Raw genomic sequence first — 16424 nt, 5'->3', positions numbered from 1 at the left:
CCGGACGGGCACCCGGTGGTGCGGACGACGGCGACCGAGGTGGGAGGGTGAGCGCGTGCACGCGAAGCAGCCCGCCGCCCCCGGCGCCCACAAGTACCAGGCGGTTCGCGCCTACCTGGTCGGCCTGGTCGAGCGCGAGCTGCACGTCGGCGACGCGATCCCGTCCGAACGCGCGCTGTGCGAGCGGTTCGGCGTCTCCCGGATGACCGTGCGCCAAGCCGTCGACGCGCTCGTCGGCGAGGGCGTGCTCGTGCGCGAGCAGGGGCGCGGCACGTTCGTCGCGCCGCAGCGCATGGACTTCGAGATGCGGCTGACCACGTTCGGCGAGGAGATGCGCCGGCGCGGGATGCGGCCCGAGACCCGGGTGCTCGGCATGGGTACCGTGCCCGCCTCCGCGGAGGCCGCCGACGCGCTCGGCACCGAGCCGGGCGCCCCGCTGCACCACCTGCGCCGCGTCCGGTACGCCGACGGGTCGCCGATGAGCATCGAGCAGCACTGGGTGTCGGTCGACCTGGTGCCCGGGCTGCTCACCGACGGCCCGCCGCCGAGCATGCACGACGCCCTGCGCGCGGTCGGCCTCGACCCGTCCTGGGGCGAGGAGACGCTGACCGCCGCGGAGGCGACCGACGAGGAGGCCGCGCTGCTCGACCTGCGCGGGACGCGCGCCGTGCTGCGCGCGACCCGGCGGACGTTCAGCGCCGACACGCCCGCGATGTACTCGAACGCCTGCTACCGCGGGGACCGGTACAGCGTGTGGGTGCCGCTCAGCGCGCCGGCGCCGGCCCTGGTGCCGCGGCTGCGCGAGCGGGACGAGGACGAGCGGCTCGACCAGCGGGAGGCCGTGGGCGCGGCCCTGGACGACGGGAGGACCGGATGAGCGCGCGGGGCACCGGCCAGGCCGAGGCGATCCTCGCCGGCCTGGGCGGGGTGGGGAACATCGACGAGATCGAGCCGTGCACGACGCGGCTGCGGTCGCTCGTGAAGGAGCCGTCCCGGGTGGACGCCGCCGCCCTGCGCGCCGCCGGCGCATTCGGCGTGATGGTGTCCGGCCGGGTGGTGCAGGTCGTGATCGGCCCGAGCGTCGACACCCTCGCCTCCGACCTGGAGGACCTCATGTGACAGCCGCGGCCCGCGCGGCCGCCGCACGCCAGCACCGACCCGCCGCACCGCACCGGCGGGAAGCACGAAGGAGAAGAACCATGAGCAAGGCAGAGCAGATCCTCGCCGGACTCGGCGGCGACGCGAACATCGTCGACCTCGAGCCCTGCATCACCCGGCTGCGCGTCGAGGTCGAGGACCCGTCGAAGGTGACCGAGTCCGTCCTCAAGGCGGCCGGGGCGATCGCCGTGATGCAGTCCGGCACCGTCGTGCAGGTCATCGTCGGGCCCGAGGCGGACACGCTCGCCTCGGACATCGAGGACCTGCGCTGATGGCGCTGACCGTCCTCGCGCCGGTCGCCGGGGTGGTGCACGCGCTCGCGGACGTGGACGACCCGGTGTTCGCCCAGGAGATCGTCGGCCCGGGCCTGGCCGTGCAGCCGGACGCGGAGTCCGGCGCCGGCCGCTCGGTCGTCGCCCCGGTGGCCGGCACCGTCGCCAAGCTGCACCCGCACGCGTTCGTGCTGCTCGCCGAGGGCGGCCGCGGCGTGCTGGTGCACCTCGGCATCAACACCGTCCAGCTCGGCGGCGACGGCTTCACGCTGCACGTCGCCGAGGGCGACGCCGTCGAGCAGGGCCAGCTCCTGGTCGAGTGGGACCCGGCGGCGGTCGAGGCCGGCGGGCGGTCGGCGATCTGCCCCGTCGTCGGGCTCGAGGCGCAGCCCGACTCGCTCACCCGGCTCGCAGAGCCGGGCACCCGCGTCGCGGCGGGCGACCCGCTGCTGCAGCTGGGCTGAGCCGCCGGCGCCGGCCGGGACCCGCGAAGGTCCCGGCCGGTGTCCCGGACGCGGCGCGAGCCCCGGCCGGATACTGAACGGCATGCTGCCCCGCCCGAGCACCCGCGACCTGCTGCGGTCGCTGCCCGCGCTCACCGGCGACCTGCCCGAGGTCGACCCGTACGCGCTGCCGGCGGACCCGGTCGACGCGTTCCAGGACTGGTTCGCCGCCGCCGTCGCCGCCGGCGTGCCCGAGCCGCACGCGCTGTGCCTGTCGACGGTCGGGCCCGACGGGGCGCCGCACGCGCGCGTCGTGCTGCTCGCCGATGTCGCGGACGGGGCGTGGGTGTTCGCGAGCGACGCGCGGGCCGGCAAGGCCCAGGACCTCGCGGCCGAGCCGCGGGCGGCGCTGACGTTCTACTGGCAGCCGCTGGGCCGGCAGGTGCGGGTCGTCGGGCGGGCCCGGGCGCTGGACGCCGCGACCTGCGCGGCCGACTTCCTGCGCCGCTCGCCGAGCAGCCGCGCCGCGGCGCTCGCGTCCCGGCCGGGGGAGCGGCTGCTGTCCGCCGACGAGCTGCACGCCGCCGTGCAGCAGGCCCGCGCGCGGGTCGACCGGGAGCCCGGGCTGGTGCTGCCGACCTGGCAGCTGTGGGCGGTCGAACCCGACGAGGTCGAGCTCTGGCAGGGCGACTCGGACCGGGCGCACGTGCGGGTCCGGTACACCCGGGCCGAGGACCGGTGGGACCGGCACCTCGACTGGCCCTGAGCGGCCTCAGTCCCGGGCGGCGGGCACCGCGTCGCGCGGGGGCAGCACGTCCGGCGACACGTCGGCCGCCCGGGCCGCCAGGGTGTGCAGCAGCCGCTCCAGCGGGCCCCGACCCAGCGCCGCCCGCCACAGCCAGCACGCCAGCACCGTCACGACCAGGAACGCGACCCAGGTGCCGGCGTCCGGCTCCCACACCACCGACTCCCCGAGCAGGGCGATCACCACGAGCTGGCCGGTGTAGGCGGTGAGTGCGAGCGCGCCGGTCGCGGCCAGCGGCGCCACGAGCGGGGGGACCGCGTCGGCCACGATCAGGCACAGCGCCAGCGCCGCGAGGCCGACGCCGGTGTTGGCGACGACCTCCAGGCCCGACGACGAGTGCGGCTCGGTGGTGACGAGCGCGACCAGGGTCGGGTCGCCGGCGAGCGTCCGGGTCAGCAGCGCGGACGCCGCGTGCGCGACGACCGCCAGCGCCGCCCCGGCGCCGAGCAGCCGGAGCCGGACACCGCGGTCCCGCAGGTCCATCCGCCCGACGGCGAGGCCCACCAGCACGTACGCGAACCACACGACCGCCGGGTAGTAGTCGCCGACCAGCAGGTCCGTGAACTCCCGGCCGGGGAGCCGCAGGAGCACCGGCTGGAGCGCGAGGTGCAGCAGCGGCCCGAACGCGGCGACGGCCACCGCCCCGCCGAGCAGCCGCCGCGGCGGCACGCCCAGCAGCGGCGTCGCGCACGCGAACAGCACGGCGTACGTCGGCAGGATCACCGCGATCGGCGTGCCGAGCAGGATCACCGCCACCCCGATCCCGAGCACGGCGAACGCGCGGACCAGGATCTTGGCGCGGGCCTGCACCCGCCGCACACCGGTGACGGGCGCGGAGCCGCCGGAGATCAGCGCGACCGAGATCCCGGACAGCAGGACGAACAGCGCGGCCGACCGGCCGTCGACGACCTGCGCGAGCGACCAGGGCCACGGGTCGTCCGGCCCGCCGGGGCCGACGTGCGCGGTGAGCATGCCCAGCACCGCCAGGCCGCGGGCGACGTCCACCCCGGTGATCCGCTGCATGGCGCCACGCTAGCCGGGCGGCCGGCCGGGCGCGGGCGCCCGCGTCGACGTGACGCCGGCCGCATCGTCTCGCGGGTCGGGACGCGATGTACCGCTTACTGGAATGCCCGTCCCTGACCGGGCTACCGTCGGACCGTGACCGACACGCACCAGGCCGACGTCTACACCCACGGCCACCACGACAGCGTGCTGCGCTCCCACCGGTGGCGCACCGCGGAGAACTCGGCGGCCTACCTGCTGCCGGCCCTGCAGCCCGGCCAGTCCCTGCTCGACGTGGGCTGCGGACCCGGCACCGTGACCGTCGACCTCGCGTCGCGGGTCGCGCCCGGCGCCGTCGTCGGCCTCGACCGCTCGGAGAAGGTGCTCGACCTCGCCCGCGAGGAGGCCGCGAAGGCCGGCGCGGACAACGTGACGTTCCAGGTCGGCGACGCCTACGCGCTGCCGTTCCCGGACGCGTCCTTCGACGTCGTGCACGCGCACCAGGTGCTGCAGCACCTCACCGACCCGGTCGCCGCCCTGCGCGAGCTGCGCCGCGTGACCCGGCCCGGCGGCGTCGTCGCCGTGCGGGACGCGGACTACGCCGGCATGACCTGGTTCCCCGCGTCGCCGGTGCTCGACGAGTGGTCCGCGCTCTACCACGAGGTCACCCAGGCCAACGGCGCCGAGGCCGACGCCGGCCGCCGGCTGCACTCCTGGGCGCTCGCGGCCGGGTTCGACCCGGACGGCCTCGTCGCCACGGCCGGCGTGTGGAGCTACGCCTCCGACGAGGACCGGGCGTGGTGGGCCGACCTGTGGGCCGAGCGCTGCGTCGTGTCGGACTTCGCCCGGCAGGCCGTCGAGCACGGGCTCGCCGACGAGGTGGGGCTCGAGCAGCTCGCCGCCGGCTGGCGCGAGTGGGGCACCCACCCGGACGGCTGGTTCGCGGTGCTGCACGGCGAGGTGCTGGCGCGCGTCTGACCTAGGGTGGGGCCGTGCGCATCGCCAGGTTCACCACCGGAGACGACCCCCGCTACGCCCTCGTGGAGGGGGAGCCGGGTCAGGAGCAGCTCGTCGTCATCAGCGGCGACCCGATCTACACCCCGGTGCAGCCCACCGGCGAGCGGATCCCGCTCGGCGACGGCGTCCGGCTGCTCGCCCCGGTGATCCCGCGGTCCAAGATCATCGGCGTCGGCCGGAACTACGTCGACCACGCCGCCGAGATGGGCAACGAGGTGCCGGCGTCGCCGCTGCTGTTCCTCAAGCCCAACACCGCCGTCGTCGGCCCGGACGACCCGATCGTGCTGCCCGACTGGACCGAGGAGGTCTCGTACGAGGCCGAGCTCGCCGTCGTCATCGGCAAGGTCACCAAGGACGTCGCGCCCGAGCACGCCCTGAGCAAGGTGTTCGGCTACACCGTCGCCAACGACGTCACCGCGCGCGACGCCCAGCGGTCCGACTCGCAGTGGACCCGCGCCAAGGGCTTCGACTCGTCCTGCCCGATCGGCCCGTGGGTCGTGCCCGGGCTCGACGTCGAGGACCTGGCCGTGCGGTCCCGGGTCAACGGCGAGGCCAAGCAGGACGGCCGGACGTCGCAGATGGTGTTCGACGTCGCGTACCTGATCTCGTACATCTCCGAGGTGTTCACGCTGCTGCCGGGCGACATCATCCTCACCGGCACCCCGGCGGGCGTCGGCCTGCTGGCCGAGCGGGACGTCGTCGAGGTCGAGGTCGAGGAGATCGGCACCCTGCGCAACCCGGTGCTGCGCCGGTCCTGAGGCCGTGGGGCCGGAGCGCGGCGGGGGAGGCCCGCCGCGCTCGCTAGGGTGGAGCGCGTGAGTGCTGCTGCCCCCGCGACGCCGGTGCGCGTCCGCTTCTGCCCGTCCCCGACCGGTACGCCGCACGTCGGCCTGATCCGCACCGCCCTGTTCAACTGGGCGTACGCGCGGCACGTCGGCGGCACGTTCGTGTTCCGCATCGAGGACACCGACCCGGCGCGCGACTCCGAGGAGTCGTACCAGCAGCTGCTCGACGCGCTGCGCTGGCTCGGCCTCGACTGGGACGAGGGCGTCGAGGTCGGCGGGCCGCACGAGCCGTACCGGCAGTCGCAGCGCATGGACCTGTACGCCGACGTCGCGCGCCGGCTGGTCGAGGGCGGCTACGCCTACGAGTCGTTCACGACGCCGGAGGAGGTCGAGGCCCGGCACCGCGCCGCCGGCCGCGACCCCAAGCTCGGCTACGACGGCTACGACCGCGACCTCACCGACGAGCAGAAGGCCGCGTACCGCGCCGAGGGCCGCGAGCCCGTGCTGCGCCTGCGGATGCCCGACGAGGACGTCACGTTCACCGACCTGGTCCGCGGCGAGGTCACGTTCAAGGCCGGCTCGGTCCCCGACTTCGTGATCGTCCGCGGCAACGGCCACCCGCTCTACACGCTGGTGAACCCGGTCGACGACGCGCTCATGGGCATCACGCACGTGCTCCGCGGCGAGGACCTGCTGTCGTCCACCCCGCGCCAGGTCGTGCTCTACCGGGCGCTGCTCGAGATCGGCGTCGCCACCGTGATGCCGGCGTTCGGCCACCTGCCGTACGTCATGGGCGAGGGCAACAAGAAGCTCTCCAAGCGCGACCCCGAGTCGAACCTGTTCCTGCACCGGGAGCGCGGCTTCACGCCCGAGGGCCTGCTGAACTACCTGTCGCTGCTCGGCTGGTCGATCGGGCCGGACCGGGACATCTTCTCGGTCGCCGAGCTGGTCGAGGCCTTCGACGTCGCCGACGTGAACCCGAACCCCGCGCGGTTCGACCTCAAGAAGGCCGAGGCCATCAACGCCGAGCACGTCCGGCTGCTCGCGGCCGACGACTTCCGGGACCGCCTGGTGCCGTACCTGCACCGCGCCGGCCTGGTGCCCGCCGACTCCTACGCCGACCTGTCGCCGGAGCACCGCGCGCTGCTCGACGCCGGGGCGCCGCTGATCCAGACCCGCGTCACGCTGCTCGGCGAGGCCGTCGGGATGCTCGGGTTCCTGTTCACGGCCGACGACGCGCTCGCGGTCGAGGACGACGCCCGCGGCGCGCTCAAGGACACCGCCGCCCAGGTGCTCGACGCCGCCACCGAGGCGCTGTCGGCCCTGCCCGAGGACGGGTTCACCACCGAGGCCACGCAGGACGCCCTGCAGGCCGCTCTGGTCGACGGGCTCGGCATCAAGCCGCGGTTCGCGTTCACGCCGCTGCGCGTGGCCGTGTCCGGCCGCCGGGTGTCGCCGCCGCTGTTCGAGTCGCTGGAGATCCTGGGCCGGGCCTCGACGATCGCCCGGATCGCCGCGCTGCGCGCGTCGCTGTGACGGCCGCGGCTGCGGGACCGGCGGGGGAGCGCGCCGTCGACGGCGTGCTGTTCGACGTCGACGACACGCTGGTCGACACGCACGGGGCGTTCGCCGCGGCCCTGGCCGCTGTCTCGCGGGAGTGGCTGCCGGGCCTGGACCCCGCGCGGGACACCGAGGTGCTCGACCACTGGCGCGCGGACGCCCACGGCCGGTACCGCGGGTACACCCGCGGCGAGGTGTCCTACCGCGAGCAGCGGATGGGCCGGGCGAACGACCTGCACGCGGCGTTCGGCGGTCCCGTGCTCGACGACGCGGCCTACGACCGGTGGAACGCGCTGTTCGAGGACCGGTTCACCGGCTCGTGGGCCGCGCACGACGACGCCGCCGGCGTGGTGCGCCGGCTGCTCGACGCCGGGATCAAGGTCGGTGCGCTGACCAACGCCGCGACCGAGTACCAGGTGCGCAAGCTCACCCGCGCGGGCCTGGCCGACGACGTGCCGCTGCTGGTCGGCGTCGACACCCTCGGGTTCGGCAAGCCCGACCCGCGGGTGTTCGCCGAGGCCTGCCGCCGGCTGGGGACCTCCCCGGAGCGGACGGCGTACGTCGGCGACGAGCTCGACGTCGACGCGCGCGCCGCGGTGGCGGCCGGGCTGCGCGGCGTGTGGCTCGCGCGGCCGCAGCTGGGGGCCAAGCACGCGAACGACACCGAGGCGCTGCCGACCGACGTCGTGATCACGTCGCTGACAGAGCTGCCGGGGGTGCTCGGGCTCTGACCGGACCCGCTCGCGACGCCTGTGACGCGCGTCGCGAGCGGCCGGTTTGGAGCAGGCCCGTTCCTCCGGTAATGTTCTCGGTCGGCACGGCGTCCAGAACGCCGGTCCTCCAACCCGCTCCATCAGGCGCCCCGTGCGCCGGTCGGCGCTGGCTGCGGGACCGGAGGAATGGCCGGAAGTGCCATTGGGGTATGGTGTAATTGGCAGCACGAGTGATTCTGGTTCACTTAGTCTAGGTTCGAGTCCTGGTACCCCAGCAAGGTTTCACAGAACGGCCCGGAAAGGCCGATTTGAAGAGGCCGAGCAGGATGCAGTACAGTAAGACCCGGTCAAGCCGCTCCGGTGGCGAGATCAACTAGGCCCCCATCGTCTAGTGGCCTAGGACGCCGCCCTCTCACGGCGGTAACAGGGGTTCGAATCCCCTTGGGGGTACATAGGGAAAGGCCGGTCGCCAGCAGGCGGCCGGCCTTTCTGCTGTCCGCGGCGCGGGGCGGGCGCAGGCGGGGCGCGGCGGATGTGCGGCGCCCGAGGTCGTCGGTTCCGGCCACCCGGCGGGCGGCGCAACCGCCGACCTCGGGCGCAACCGCCGACCTCGGGCGCAACCGCCGACCTCGGGCGCAACCGCCGACCTCGGCGCACCGTGCCCGCAGACCTCGGGCCGGCGTGCCCGTCGCAGGCCGGCATGCCCGTCTCGGCCCGGCGCGGCCGTCTCGGCCCGCCCAGGCAGCCGGGACGCCGTGAGGCCGCCACCCCCGAGGGGGTGACGGCCTCGCGCAGCGGGTCGGGCTGGTCGGGGTCACTCCGCCGTGCGGCGCAGGACCTCCGTCAGACGGTTCGCCGCCGACACCACCGCGGCGGCGTGCAGCCGCCCCGGCTGGCGCGACAGCCGCTCCACGGGGCCCGAGATCGAGACCGCCGCGACGACGCGCCCCGACTGCCCGCGCACCGGGGCGGAGACCGACGCCACGCCGACCTCGCGCTCGGACACGGACTGCGCCCAGCCGCGGCGGCGGACGCCGGACAGGATCGTCGCGGTGAACTTGGCGCCCTGCAGGCCGCGGTGCAGCCGGTCCGGCTCCTCCCAGGCGAGCAGGATCTGCGCCGCGGACCCGGCCGCCATCGTGAGCGTCGCGCCCACGGGGATCGAGTCGCGCAGGCCGATGGGCCGCTCGGCGGCGGCCACGCAGATGCGCTGGTCGCCCTGGCGGCGGTACAGCTGGGCGCTCTCGCCCGTGTGGTCGCGCAGCGCCGCGAGGACGGGGCCGGCGGCGGCGAGCAGCCGGTCCTCGCCGGCCGCGCTCGCCAGCTCGGTCAGCCGCGGACCCAGGACGAACCGGCCCTGCATGTCGCGCCCCACCAGGCGGTGGTGCTCGAGCGCGACGGCCAGCCGGTGGGCCGTCGGGCGGGCAAGATGGGTGGCGTTGACCAGCTGCGCGAGGGTGGCGGGTCCGGCCTCGAGGGCGTTGAGGACCGAGGCGGCCTTGTCCAGCACGCCGACTCCGCTAGAGTTGTCCATAGGTCGATATTGCCGTCTCGCACACTGAGACGCAAGTCGGCACCACGAAGACCCCGGTCGGCCCCCACCGACCGACGGAGGAGAGGACGCCCGAACATGGCCGGCACACTGGCGGAGAAGGTGTGGGAGAACCACATCGTGCGGCGCGGCGCCGACGGCGCGCCCGATCTGCTCTACATCGACCTGCACCTCGTGCACGAGGTCACCAGCCCCCAGGCGTTCGAGGGGCTCCGGCTCGCCGGCCGTCCCGTCCGCCGCCCGGACCTCACGCTCGCCACCGAGGACCACAACACCCCGACGCTCGACATCGACCTGCCGATCGCCGACGCGACGTCGCGCACGCAGATCGACACGCTGCGGAACAACGCGAAGGAGTTCGGCGTCCGGCTGCACTCCCTCGGCGACGCGGACCAGGGCATCGTGCACCAGGTCGGCCCGCAGCTCGGCCTGACGATGCCGGGCCTGACGGTCGTCTGCGGCGACTCGCACACGTCCACGCACGGCGCGTTCGGCGCGCTGGCGTTCGGCATCGGCACGTCCGAGGTCGAGCACGTGCTCGCCACGCAGACCCTGCCGCTCGCCCCGTTCAAGACGATGGCGATCACGGTGAACGGCGCCCTGCCGATCGGCGCGACGGCGAAGGACATCATCCTGGCCGTCATCGCGAAGATCGGCACCGGCGGCGGCCAGGGCTACGTCCTGGAGTACCGCGGCGAGGCCATCCGGTCCCTCTCGATGGAGGGCCGCATGACGATCTGCAACATGTCGATCGAGGCGGGCGCCCGCGCCGGCATGATCGCCCCGGACCAGACGACCTTCGACTACCTGAAGGGCCGCCCGCACGCCCCCGAGGGCGCCGACTGGGACGCCGCGGTCGCGTACTGGGAGACGCTGCGCAGCGACGACGACGCGACGTTCGACGCCGAGGTGGTCCTGGAGGCCGCGGACCTCGAGCCGTTCGTCACGTGGGGCACCAACCCCGGCCAGGGGCTGCCGCTGTCGGGCGCCGTGCCGGTGCCGGAGGAGATCGCCGACGCCAACGAGCGCGTCGCCGCCGAGCGGGCCATCGAGTACATGGGCCTGACCCCGGGTCAGCCGCTGCGCGAGATCGCGGTCGACACGGTGTTCATCGGCTCCTGCACGAACGGCCGCATCGAGGACCTGCGCGCGGCCGCGAAGCTCATGCAGGGCCAGAAGAAGGCCGACACCCTGCGCGTCCTGGTCGTGCCGTCGTCCGCCCGCGTGCGGCTGCAGGCCGAGGCCGAGGGCCTGGACAAGATCTTCCTCGACTTCGGGGCGGAGTGGCGCAACGCCGGCTGCTCGATGTGCCTGGGCATGAACCCGGACCAGCTCGCGCCGGGGGAGCGGTCGGCGTCGACGTCGAACCGCAACTTCGAGGGCCGACAGGGCAAGGGCGGCCGCACGCACCTGGTGTCCCCGCTGGTCGCCGCCGCCACGGCCATCCGCGGCACGCTGTCGTCCGTCTCCGACCTGGGCCCGGACGTGGCGGTCCCGGACGGCTCGCCGCTGGACCTCCAGCCGGCCTGAGCCGCCGCACCGCCGCCCCGAAGACCCTCTGACCGAGAGAGCGAGCACGCTCGTGGAGAAGTTCACCCAGCACACCGGCGTCGGCGTCCCGCTGCGCCGCAGCAACGTCGACACCGACCAGATCATCCCGGCCGTCTACCTCAAGCGCGTGACCCGTACGGGCTTCGAGGACGCGCTGTTCGCGGCCTGGCGGGGCGACCCGTCGTTCGTCCTGAACCAGGACGCCTACCGCACCGGCTCGGTCCTCGTCGCCGGCCCGGACTTCGGCACCGGCTCGTCCCGCGAGCACGCCGTGTGGGCGCTCAAGGACTACGGCTTCAAGGTCGTCCTGGCCTCGCGGTTCGCCGACATCTTCCGCGGCAACTCCGGCAAGCAGGGCCTCGTCGCGGCCCAGCTGGCGCAGGAGGACGTCGAGCTCATCTGGAAGGTCCTGGAGGCCGCGCCGGGCACCGAGGTGACCGTCGACCTCGAGGCGAAGACGGTCACCTGCGACGACGTCGTGGTGCCGTTCCAGATCGACGACTACACCCGCTGGCGCCTCATGGAGGGCCTGGACGACATCGGCCTGACCCTGCAGCACGAGGACGAGATCACGGCGTTCGAGGCCACCCGCGACGCCTGGCGCCCGAAGACCCTGCCGGCCAAGCACCTGCCGCCGGTGGAGATCAAGGCCGCGCGCCCGGTCGAGCTCAGCCTGGGCAAGCGCCCCGGCCTCTGAGCCGTCCGCCGGGCCCGTCCCGGCCCTGGGACCCCGCCCGGGTCGCGCAGCATCCTGCGCGGCCCGGGCGTCCCATATGTGGAGGTTTGGCGCGCGCTGTGCGGCCCGCGCGGCGCGGGTGCGTGACCCGCCCGGCGCGTGCGCCACCATGGGGGGATGACCGATCTCCTCTACGTCCACGGCGGCACGCCCCTCTCGGGCGAGATCACCGTGCGGGGCGCCAAGAACTTCGTCTCCAAGGCGATGGTGGCGGCCCTGCTGGGCGAGACCCCGAGCGAGCTGCGCAACGTGCCGCAGATCCGCGACGTCGGCGTCGTCACCGGCCTGCTGGAGCTGCACGGCGTGCGGGTGTCCGCCGACGCCGAGGGCGGCGTCCTGCGGCTCGACCCGACCGACGTCGAGTCCGCGCACGTGGCCGACATCGACGCGCACGCGGGCTCCAGCCGCATCCCGATCCTGTTCTGCGGCCCGCTGCTGCACCGGCTCGGCGAGGCGTTCATCCCCGACCTGGGCGGCTGCCGGATCGGCGACCGGCCGATCAACTACCACCTGGACATCCTGCGGCAGTTCGGCGCCGTGGTGGACAAGCGCGAGAACGGCATCCACATCCGTGCGCCGCGCCGCCTCCAGGGCACCAAGATCACGCTGCCCTACCCGAGCGTCGGCGCCACCGAGCAGCTGCTGCTCACCGCCGTGCGCGCCGAGGGCATGACCGAGCTGACCAACGCGGCCATCGAGCCCGAGATCATGGACCTGATCAACGTCCTGCAGAAGATGGGCGCGATCATCTCCGTCGACACCGACCGGGTCATCCGGATCGAGGGCGTCGACCGGCTGGTGGGCTTCCAGCACACGGCCCTGGCGGACCGCATCGAGGCGGCCTCCTGGGCCTCGGCCGCGCTGGCCACCGGCGGCGACGTGTACGTCCGCGGTGCGACCCAGCCCGAGATGACCGCGTTCCTCAACACGTTCCGCAAGGTGGGCGGCGAGTTCGCGATCGACGACGAGGGCATCCGGTTCTTCCACCCGGGCGGCGACCTGAGGTCGATCGTGCTGGAGACCGACGTGCACCCGGGGTTCATGACCGACTGGCAGCAGCCGCTCGTGGTCGCCCTGACGCAGGCCAAGGGGCTGTCGATCGTGCACGAGACCGTGTACGAGAACCGGTTCGGCTTCACCGACGCCCTGCGTGGCATGGGCGCCACCATCCAGGTCTACAAGGAGTGCCTCGGCGGCCGGCCGTGCCGGTTCGGGCAGCGCAACTTCTCGCACTCCGCGGTCATCTCCGGCCCGACGCCGCTCACCGCGGCCGACATCGAGGTCCCGGACCTGCGCGGCGGGTTCAGCCACCTCATCGCGGCGCTGACCGCCCAGGGCACGTCCGCCGTGCGCGGGATCAGCCTGATCGACCGGGGCTACGAGAACTTCACCGCGAAGCTCGAGGCGCTCGGCGCGAAGTTCGACCGCGACTGACGCTGCCGCGTTAGCGGCCCCGCGACGCCCGCCCCGCCTCCCCGGCCGGGCGGGCGTCGTCGTCCCCAGGCGGGCGAAGTGGGGGTTTACAACGGAGGAACGGCTTCGCTAGACAGAGGCCACGGTTATCCGTTGTAACGGCCGGGTGGCGCTCAGCCGCCGCCCCCTGGCCCCGATGGCGAAGGAGCCACCGTGAGCCAGCCCGTCCCTGCCCCCGCGCGCCCGCGTCCGGGTGCCCAGCCCCGACCCACCGGCCTGTCCCGCCGCGGCTTCCTCGCCGGCCTGGGCGCCGTCGGCCTCGGCGCGACCGTCGCCGCCTGCTCGAGCGGCAGCCCGTCGCCGTCGGGCACCGGGCGCGGCGGGGTCGTCGACCTCACCTTCTGGAACGGCTTCACGGGCGGCGACGGGCCCGTGATGCAGGACCTCGTCGACCGGTTCAACGCGGAGCACGAGGGCGTCGCGGTGAAGATGACGACGATGGAGTGGGCCGACTTCCACGCCAAGCTGCCCGCCGCGCTCACCTCCGGGCAGGGCCCGCACATCGCGATCCAGCACCTCGACTCCCTGCCCACCTCCGCCGCCCGCGGGCTGCTGCTGCCGCTGGACGACCTCGCCGAGGACCTCGCGCTCACCGCGGACGACTTCATCCGGCCGGTGTGGGACGCCGGCATCTACGCGGGGGAGCGGTACGGCATCCCGCTCGACGTGCACCCGCTCGGGTTCTTCTGCAACACCGCGGTCATGGCCGACGCCGGCCTCGACCCCGCGGACCCGCCGATGGACCGCGCGTCGTACGAGGCGGCGCTCGACGCGCTCCTGGCGCACGGGGTCGCGGGGCACTGGATGAGCCCGCACACCTTCACGGGCGGGCAGACCCTGCAGTCGCTCATCTGGCAGTTCGGCGGCGACCTGCTCGACGCCGACGGCGCCACCGCCGCGTGGGCGCAGGACGAGGGCGTCGAGGCGCTGTCCTGGATGGTCGACGCCGTGCACCGCGGCTGGAGCGCCCGCGACGTGGGGCAGGACGCCGACATCATCGCCCTGCAGAACGGGCAAGCGGCGTTCAACTGGAACGGCATCTGGTCGATCAACACGCTCGACGAGATCAGCGGCCTCGAGTGGGACGTCCGGCGGCTGCCCCGGATCGGGAGCGTCGACGCCGCGTGGGCCGGGTCGCACAACTTCGTGCTGACCAAGCAGAAGGGCACGACGGACGACCAGCTCGAGGCCGCCCGCACGTTCGTGAACTGGGTGTCGCAGCAGTCCGCGGCGTGGGCCGTCGGCGGGCAGGTCCCGGCGCGGCGCTCGGCGCGGGAGTCGGCGGAGTTCCGGGCCCTCGCCCCGCAGGTGGCGATCGCCGAGCAGGCCGACGACCTGCGGTTCCCGCCGTCGATCCCGGGCATCGGCGACGCGATCGGCGAGCTCTACACCGCGCTGAACGAGGCGGTCCTCCTCGTGAAGGAGCCGCGCGAGGCCCTGGCCGACGCGGCGGCGCGCGCCGACCAGGTGCTGGCCGACAACCGCGACCGCTACGGCGCATGAGCGCGGCGCTCCCGCCGCCCCGGCGCCCGCTGCGCCGGGGCGCGTGGTGGACGCCGTGGGCGTTCCTGGCGCCGTTCGCGCTCGTCTTCGGCACGTTCGTCGCGCTCCCGGCGGTCCGCGGGATCTGGATGTCCCTGCACGACTGGGACTACCTGATGCCGGACAAGCCGTTCGTGGGGCTCGGCAACTACGCGGACCTGTTCGACTCGACGAGCGTGGTGTTCCAGCGGTTCTGGGACGGCATGGCCGCGACGGGGATCTTCGTGGTCGCGTCGGTGCCGTTCCTGCTCACGCTGCCACTGCTGCTGGCGATGGCCCTCAACCGGCGGTTCCCGGGGCGGACGTTCCTGCGCGCCGTGGTGTTCCTGCCGTACGTGCTCGGGGTCGCCGTGGTGGGCGTGCTGTTCCGGTTCGTGCTCGACCCCAACCTCGGGGTGCTCAACCACCTGCTCGGCCTGACCCGCCTGGACCGGGTGCTGCACGCGCTCGGCGCCGGCGACCCGGTGCCGTGGCTGACCGCGCAGCCGTGGACCTGGGTGTCGCTGGTGGGGGTCACGGTCTGGTGGACCCTCGGGTTCAACACGATCATCTACCTGGCCGGGCTCCAGGACGTCCCGCGCGAGCTCTACGACGCCGTTGAGGTGGACGGGGCCTCCGCGGGCCAGCGGTTCCGGCACGTGACCCTGCCGGGCCTGCGACCGGTGCTGGCGTTCGTGCTCACGATGACGTTCCTGGCGTCGGCGAACATGTTCGGGCAGGCCGACCTCATGACCAGCGGCGGACCCGGCACGTCGACCCGCACGGCGCTCATGGTCATCCTCGACACCGGCCTGGGCCAGTACAAGATGGGCTCGGCCGCCGCCATGGGGTACCTGCTGTCGATCGGGCTCGGCCTCGTGTCGATCGCGAACTTCTGGGCCCTGCGCGACCGGGACGGGCGCGGCGGTCGCCGGCGGGGTGCCCGCACCGGCCGCCGCGGCGCCGGGGGTGCGTCGTGAGCGCGGGGCGCACGGGCCGCGCGCGCCGCGGGCTCGGCGCGGGCGCCGTCTGGGCGCTGGTGCTCGTGCTGGTCGCCACGTTCGTGGGTCCGCTGCTCTGGATGGGCCTCACGTCGGTCAAGTCCTACGGCGAGGCGACGGCGTCCCCGCCGACGCTCTGGCCGCAGGAGGTGGACCTGTCCGCCTACGAGCAGCTGCTCAGCCTCGACGGGCCCTACCCGGTGCTGCGCTGGTTCCTCAACTCGCTGCTCGCGGGCGTGCTGCACACCGCCCTCGTCCTGGTGGTCGCCTCGACGGCGGCGTTCGCGCTGGCGCGGATGCCGTTCCGGGGACGTGGCCTGGTGTTCGGCGTCATCGTGTCGACGCTGTTCCTGCCGGCGTTCGTGTTCCTCATGCCGAACTACCTGATGATCGACCGGCTCGGCTGGACGGACTCGGTGTGGGCGCTCGTCGTCCCGGGCGCCGCGGGGGCGTTCGGGGTGTTCTTCCTCCGGCAGTTCATGGTGAACCTGCCGGTCGAGCTGGAGGAGGCCGCGGCGCTCGACGGCGCGAACCAGTGGGTCGTGTTCCGCCGGGTGGTCCTGCCGAACACCCGCCCCGCGCTCGCGACGCTCGCCGTGCTCGCGTTCCTCGGGAACTGGAACGACTACATCTGGCCCGTCTACGTGCTGTTCAGCCCGGAGCGGCTCACGCTGCCCGCGGGGCTCCGGCTGCTCCAGGGCGCCTACGTGACGGACTACCCGTCGATCATGGCCGGCGCGGTCGTGGCGTCGGTCCCGGTCATCGTCCTGTTCGTGCTGACGCAGCGGTTCGTCATCGAGGGCGTCGCGCGCAGCGGGCTGAAGGGGTGAGCGGC

17 protein-coding genes and 2 tRNA genes are annotated in these 16424 nt (G+C 74.1%); 17 read left to right on the top strand and 2 right to left on the bottom strand.

Annotation, left to right across the window (positions count from 1 at the left end):
* The first annotated feature begins 55 nt into the window (after positions 1-55).
* From KVT14_RS00275 to KVT14_RS00255, 5 genes are all read left to right on the top strand, one after another.
* Positions 56-877, top strand: a complete 822-nt coding sequence (locus tag KVT14_RS00275; protein WP_308160775.1) for a GntR family transcriptional regulator — start codon at positions 56-58, stop codon at positions 875-877.
* Positions 874-1119: a glucose PTS transporter subunit EIIB gene (locus tag KVT14_RS00270; protein ID WP_147796027.1), complete on the top strand. Its 246-nt coding sequence runs from the start codon at positions 874-876 to the stop codon at positions 1117-1119. Before KVT14_RS00275 ends, KVT14_RS00270 begins: the two co-directional genes overlap by 4 nt.
* Positions 1120-1199: 80 nt before the next feature.
* Positions 1200-1430 (top strand): PTS transporter subunit EIIB, encoded by a 231-nt coding sequence (locus KVT14_RS00265; RefSeq protein WP_147796028.1) that lies wholly within the window; start codon positions 1200-1202, stop codon positions 1428-1430.
* Positions 1430-1894 carry a PTS glucose transporter subunit IIA gene (locus tag KVT14_RS00260; protein WP_217613818.1) on the top strand — a complete coding sequence of 155 codons (465 nt, stop codon included), beginning with the start codon at positions 1430-1432 and terminating at the stop codon, positions 1892-1894. The genes KVT14_RS00265 and KVT14_RS00260 overlap by 1 nt, the downstream gene beginning before the upstream one ends.
* Before the next feature lie 82 nt (positions 1895-1976).
* Positions 1977-2639, top strand: coding sequence for a pyridoxal 5'-phosphate synthase (locus tag KVT14_RS00255; protein ID WP_217613817.1), 663 nt, complete (start codon positions 1977-1979; stop codon positions 2637-2639).
* A 6-nt stretch (positions 2640-2645) separates the two neighbouring features.
* On the opposite strand, the gene KVT14_RS00250 is transcribed toward KVT14_RS00255, so the two are convergent.
* Positions 2646-3701, bottom strand: coding sequence for a heparan-alpha-glucosaminide N-acetyltransferase domain-containing protein (locus KVT14_RS00250; RefSeq protein WP_217613816.1), 1056 nt, complete (start codon positions 3699-3701; stop codon positions 2646-2648).
* A gap of 135 nt (positions 3702-3836) precedes the next feature.
* Here KVT14_RS00250 and KVT14_RS00245 point away from each other — a divergent pair, with 135 nt between their 5' ends.
* The 6 genes from KVT14_RS00245 (at position 3837) to KVT14_RS00220 (ending at position 8205) form a co-directional block, all read left to right on the top strand.
* A complete protein-coding gene (locus KVT14_RS00245) occupies positions 3837-4658 on the top strand; it encodes a methyltransferase domain-containing protein (RefSeq protein ID WP_217613815.1) in 822 nt (273 codons plus the stop codon).
* A 14-nt stretch (positions 4659-4672) separates the two neighbouring features.
* The gene (locus KVT14_RS00240) at positions 4673-5455 is read left to right on the top strand and encodes a fumarylacetoacetate hydrolase family protein (RefSeq protein WP_217613814.1); all 783 of its coding nucleotides are present in this window, start codon (positions 4673-4675) and stop codon (positions 5453-5455) included.
* Positions 5456-5512: 57 nt separating this feature from the next.
* Complete coding sequence (gene gltX / locus KVT14_RS00235; protein ID WP_217613813.1) at positions 5513-7018, top strand: glutamate--tRNA ligase; 1506 nt, start codon at positions 5513-5515, stop codon at positions 7016-7018.
* Positions 7015-7773: an HAD family hydrolase gene (locus KVT14_RS00230; protein WP_217613812.1), complete on the top strand. Its 759-nt coding sequence runs from the start codon at positions 7015-7017 to the stop codon at positions 7771-7773. The genes gltX and KVT14_RS00230 overlap by 4 nt, the downstream gene beginning before the upstream one ends.
* Before the next feature lie 185 nt (positions 7774-7958).
* A tRNA-Gln gene (locus KVT14_RS00225) sits at positions 7959-8030 on the top strand.
* Positions 8031-8132: 102 nt separating this feature from the next.
* Positions 8133-8205: transfer RNA gene (locus KVT14_RS00220), tRNA-Glu, on the top strand.
* A gap of 364 nt (positions 8206-8569) precedes the next feature.
* On the opposite strand, the gene KVT14_RS00215 is transcribed toward KVT14_RS00220, so the two are convergent.
* On the bottom strand, positions 8570-9289 hold the full coding sequence (locus tag KVT14_RS00215; protein ID WP_154728344.1) for an IclR family transcriptional regulator: 720 nt from the start codon (positions 9287-9289) through the stop codon (positions 8570-8572).
* A 96-nt stretch (positions 9290-9385) separates the two neighbouring features.
* Here KVT14_RS00215 and leuC point away from each other — a divergent pair, with 96 nt between their 5' ends.
* From leuC to KVT14_RS00185, 6 genes are all read left to right on the top strand, one after another.
* Positions 9386-10837 carry a 3-isopropylmalate dehydratase large subunit gene (leuC, locus tag KVT14_RS00210; RefSeq protein ID WP_217613811.1) on the top strand — a complete coding sequence of 484 codons (1452 nt, stop codon included), beginning with the start codon at positions 9386-9388 and terminating at the stop codon, positions 10835-10837.
* A gap of 52 nt (positions 10838-10889) precedes the next feature.
* A complete protein-coding gene (gene leuD, locus KVT14_RS00205) occupies positions 10890-11555 on the top strand; it encodes a 3-isopropylmalate dehydratase small subunit (RefSeq protein ID WP_217613810.1) in 666 nt (221 codons plus the stop codon).
* A gap of 156 nt (positions 11556-11711) precedes the next feature.
* The gene (gene murA, locus KVT14_RS00200; protein ID WP_147796039.1) at positions 11712-13028 is read left to right on the top strand and encodes a UDP-N-acetylglucosamine 1-carboxyvinyltransferase; all 1317 of its coding nucleotides are present in this window, start codon (positions 11712-11714) and stop codon (positions 13026-13028) included.
* Positions 13029-13220: 192 nt separating this feature from the next.
* Complete coding sequence (locus tag KVT14_RS00195) at positions 13221-14570, top strand: ABC transporter substrate-binding protein (protein WP_217613809.1); 1350 nt, start codon at positions 13221-13223, stop codon at positions 14568-14570.
* On the top strand, positions 14567-15568 hold the full coding sequence (locus KVT14_RS00190) for a carbohydrate ABC transporter permease (RefSeq protein WP_217613808.1): 1002 nt from the start codon (positions 14567-14569) through the stop codon (positions 15566-15568). Before KVT14_RS00195 ends, KVT14_RS00190 begins: the two co-directional genes overlap by 4 nt.
* On the top strand, positions 15565-16419 hold the full coding sequence (locus tag KVT14_RS00185; RefSeq protein ID WP_308160773.1) for a carbohydrate ABC transporter permease: 855 nt from the start codon (positions 15565-15567) through the stop codon (positions 16417-16419). Before KVT14_RS00190 ends, KVT14_RS00185 begins: the two co-directional genes overlap by 4 nt.
* The last annotated feature ends 5 nt before the right edge of the window (positions 16420-16424 follow it).

This window comes from Cellulomonas sp. GbtcB1 (genome assembly GCF_019091725.1).
Lineage (GTDB): Bacteria > Actinomycetota > Actinomycetes > Actinomycetales > Cellulomonadaceae > Cellulomonas.
This window is presented reverse-complemented; position numbering and strand designations above follow the sequence as displayed.